The sequence below is a fragment of the Streptomyces acidicola genome (assembly GCF_009377235.1).
Taxonomy (GTDB): Bacteria; Actinomycetota; Actinomycetes; order Streptomycetales; family Streptomycetaceae; genus Streptomyces; species Streptomyces acidicola.
Genome location: NZ_VMNX01000448.1, coordinates 1 through 3,332 on the forward strand (window position 1 = coordinate 1; position 3,332 = coordinate 3,332).

A 3,332-nucleotide genomic window follows, 5' to 3' on the forward strand; every position below is an offset into this window, starting at 1 on the left:
CCCCACGACCACACCCCGGGCCACCGGCTCAACCGACGCCGGGGACGACTTCAGCGACATCGAGGCCATCCTCAAGAAGCACGGCATATGACAGCATCGCGGTCCGGATGATCGCGGATGTACGAGCCTGACTGAAACGACACAGTGGGTCCGGCGAGAGGTCGGAAGCGATCACGATCGCTCCCACGCAACGGGATATTGGCGAACTCCTGGTCATTCCGCATGTGTTGATCGCGGTGAGGGTCTCAGCTGCGCAATGATCGCCGCGAGATGCTGGACACAACCCAGAGCGACAACGCAGCTCCCCCCGAGGAGCGGCGCGGTTGTCTCTTCGCGCTCTCCCAGCCACCGCTGATGATCTTCCTAGCGGTGATCGGCTGTCTGCTGCTCATGGCATCACTGCACGACCTGCTGATGCTTTGAGCCGTAAACGGAGCCCAGGCGCCACCCGCCGAGGGCTCCGTCAGCCTCGGCGCACCCAGCTCGGCTCCCTCTCGCCGCCCCTGCCCCTTCGGCCGTGCGACCGTCTCGCCCCTGGCCGTCTCCGGCGCGTCCCCGGCCGTCTCCGGGGAGTCCGACGGGTCCGTCGGCCCTCAGCCCGTGGCCTCCTTGCGGCGGGCCCGGTAGGCCGCCACGTGGAGGCGGTTTCCGCAGGTGCGGCTGTCGCAGTAGCGTCGGGAGCGGTTGCGGGAGAGATCGACGAAGGCGCGACGGCAGTCGGGGGCCTCGCAGCGGCGCAGCCGTTCCTGTTCCCCGGCGACCACGAAGAAGGCGAGCGCCATCCCGCAGTCGGCCGCGAGGTGGTCGGCGACGGACGCACCGGGCGCGAAGTAGTGCACATGCCAGTCGTAGCCGTCGTGGTCGGTGAGCCGCGGGGTGGTGCCCGCCGCGGCGACCAGGTCGTTGATGACTCCGGCGGCCGAGCGTGCGTCGGGGGCCGCGAAGACCTCGGAGAATCGGCCACGGACCTTGCGTACCGCCGCGAGGTCGAGGTCCGACAGCACCCCCACATCGCTGATCTCGTGCCTTCGTACGAAATCGCCGAGCGCCGGGATGTCCACGAGGCCGTCCGTCATCGTGTCGTCGTCCGGCACGGTGTTCACCAGATCCACCACGGTGTCGAGCGCGCACCGGGTGTCGTGGGTGATCAGCACGTTTCGCTCCCTGGCCTGGTGGTCGGGCGGGGCGCCCGTCGATGCTGGCCGATGTTAGTGGCTCGACGGCCTGTTCGAGGGGCACGGGACGAGCCTGGAACAGCGCTGTGACGACCGGTACCCACCCCGCACACGTGTGCGGGGACGTGGTGGGTTCCGGTCCGCGTACACGTGTCCCCGTCGCCCACGCACGTCTCTCTCCGGGCCCGGAGACTCACGCCCACCCGGGGCCCGGACACGCCCGTTGCCCCAGGTTCCGACACGGAGCTCTTCGAGCCCGTCGCGGAACGTCACTGTCCGGCACTCCGTGCGACTTCGGTGCGTACGGTGACACGGTGGGACCCGTACGTGCCGTACCCGTCCTCGCCGCACCCGTGCACGCCGCGACATCGGTACGCGCCGCGCGCCACGCGCACAGACACCGGCGCCACCGCGCGGAACTCCGCGGCGACGGTGCCGGTGACTGCCCTATGCGGTTGTCGCCCGAGCCGTCTCCCCGAGTGGACGGCGCCGGGCGGCTTTGTGGGAGCCTCGCCCTAGCTTTCCGCCAGGATGTGCGAGAGCTCCTGATCGAGGTCGAAGTGCCGGTGCTCCGTGCCGGGCGGCACGGCGGCGTCTGTCCGCTTCAGGAACGATTCCAGGGCCCGCGCCGGGGCCTCGAGCAGGGCCTCGCCCTCCGGAGAGCTCAGGGCGATGCACACGACGCCCTGACCGTGGCTCCGGGACGGCCACACGCGGACGTCGCCGGTTCCGGTGGGCCGGTGGAGCCCTTCGGCGAGGAGGTCGCGGGCGAACACCCACTCGACGGTCTCCTCGGCTCCGGTGTGGAAGGTGGCGTGCACGGCGTAGGGATCGGCCGTGTCATACCGCAGTCCCGCGGGAACAGGCAGTGAGGACTCGCTCGACACAACGAGGCGCAGGTGCAGCTCGCAGCTGACCGTGGTGTTCATAAGCGCCAGGGCCTTTCGCTCAGTGTGCGCTCGGGGATTCGCACGTCGGCGAAATCGACATGCCACCTACGGTGCCGTTGTAAACCCCTCTGAGTGTTTTGCGTAGCTTTTGGTAGCTCATCCGGCCGAGAGTGCGTTTGCCGGATACGACCATTCTGGTGATCGGTTTCTCTCGGGTAGGGTTTGGTCATATGGATACGGGGAGTGGCGAGGCGGGGGAGGTCGCCGTGGCGGCCGACGGAATGAAGAGCGACACGGCCGGCGTACCCAGGGATCAGACCGACGACAAGGCGGGCGGAGAGGCGGTTCGTGGGTCCCGTGCGCCGGAATTCGTCAAGACCCGGCGGATGCTCCACCTGAGCTGGCAGGTGGGTGTCTTCATCCTGGGGCTCGCTGTTGTGGTGGCGGGTGTGATCATGCTGCCGTTGCCCGGTCCGGGCTGGGTGGTGATCTTCTGCGGCATGGCGATCTGGGCGACCGAGTTCGTCTGGGCACAGCTTGTGCTCCGCTGGACGAAGCGCAAGGTGACCGAGGCGGCCCAGCGGGCCCTCGACCCCGAAGTGCGACGTCGCAACATCATCCTGACGGTGGTCGGCCTCGTGATCATGGCCGTGCTGGGCGGCATCTACCTCTGGAAGTTCGGCTTCGAGATGCCCTGGAACATCAAGGATCAGTGACCCGGCGGTGGTCCGACGCTACTCCGGTAGTGGTCGGAGGCATCCCTGACATGGGGTAATCTTCCTTGTGCACCCGGGCGATTAGCTCAGCGGGAGAGCGCTTCGTTCACACCGAAGAGGTCACTGGTTCGAACCCAGTATCGCCCACACGATCGGTAAACGACCCGGTCCACGGTTTCCGTGGACCGGGTCGTTCCGTTTGCGGCGCGTGCACTGCCTGTGGCCTGCCTGTCGCCTCCTGGGTGTCGTGGCTGCTCTCCGTCGCCCGCTCCAGTTCGGCCGACCGCCGCCTCACCCAGGTCGACCGCGTCCCTCACCGGGCAGGATCAGCCGTCTATCCGGTCGGCAGCGACGCACCCGTCCGCGCGCCGTGCCGCCGTGTTGCGCTCCGCGACCCGCCCTGCTCGCCCGCAGCCGCCCCGTTCCCAGTCGCCCGTCGGCAGAGCCTCGCTCCGGCATCGCACCGCCCTCTCAACCCCACCCACCAACGCCCCGGCTGTCCCACAAACCCGCGTTCACCCCCAATCCGCTCCACTCACCCGCCACAACCA

At 68.6% G+C, this 3,332-nt stretch carries 4 protein-coding genes and 1 tRNA gene; 3 read left to right on the forward strand and 2 right to left on the reverse strand.

Features of this window, described 5'->3' with window-relative positions:
- Window positions 1–270: 270 nt before the first annotated feature.
- Window positions 271–423, forward strand: a complete 153-nt coding sequence (locus FPZ41_RS47670; RefSeq protein ID WP_166681697.1) for a hypothetical protein — start codon at window positions 271–273, stop codon at window positions 421–423.
- 170 nt (window positions 424–593) lie between these two features.
- Here the strand turns inward: FPZ41_RS47670 and FPZ41_RS45735 are convergent, their stop codons facing one another.
- Together FPZ41_RS45735 and FPZ41_RS45740 are read right to left on the reverse strand one after the other, a co-directional pair.
- A complete protein-coding gene (locus FPZ41_RS45735) occupies window positions 594–1,154 on the reverse strand; it encodes a CGNR zinc finger domain-containing protein (RefSeq protein WP_322621579.1) in 561 nt (186 codons plus the stop codon).
- 536 nt (window positions 1,155–1,690) lie between these two features.
- Window positions 1,691–2,104 (reverse strand): SsgA family sporulation/cell division regulator, encoded by a 414-nt coding sequence (locus FPZ41_RS45740; RefSeq protein WP_004002642.1) that lies wholly within the window; start codon window positions 2,102–2,104, stop codon window positions 1,691–1,693.
- Window positions 2,105–2,295: 191 nt separating this feature from the next.
- On the opposite strand from FPZ41_RS45740, the gene FPZ41_RS45745 reads away from it, so the two are divergent.
- Both FPZ41_RS45745 and FPZ41_RS45750 read left to right on the forward strand, forming a co-directional pair.
- Window positions 2,296–2,781, forward strand: coding sequence for a TIGR02611 family protein (locus FPZ41_RS45745; protein ID WP_152870734.1), 486 nt, complete (start codon window positions 2,296–2,298; stop codon window positions 2,779–2,781).
- A gap of 75 nt (window positions 2,782–2,856) precedes the next feature.
- A tRNA-Val gene (locus FPZ41_RS45750) sits at window positions 2,857–2,928 on the forward strand.
- Window positions 2,929–3,332 lie beyond the last annotated feature (404 nt).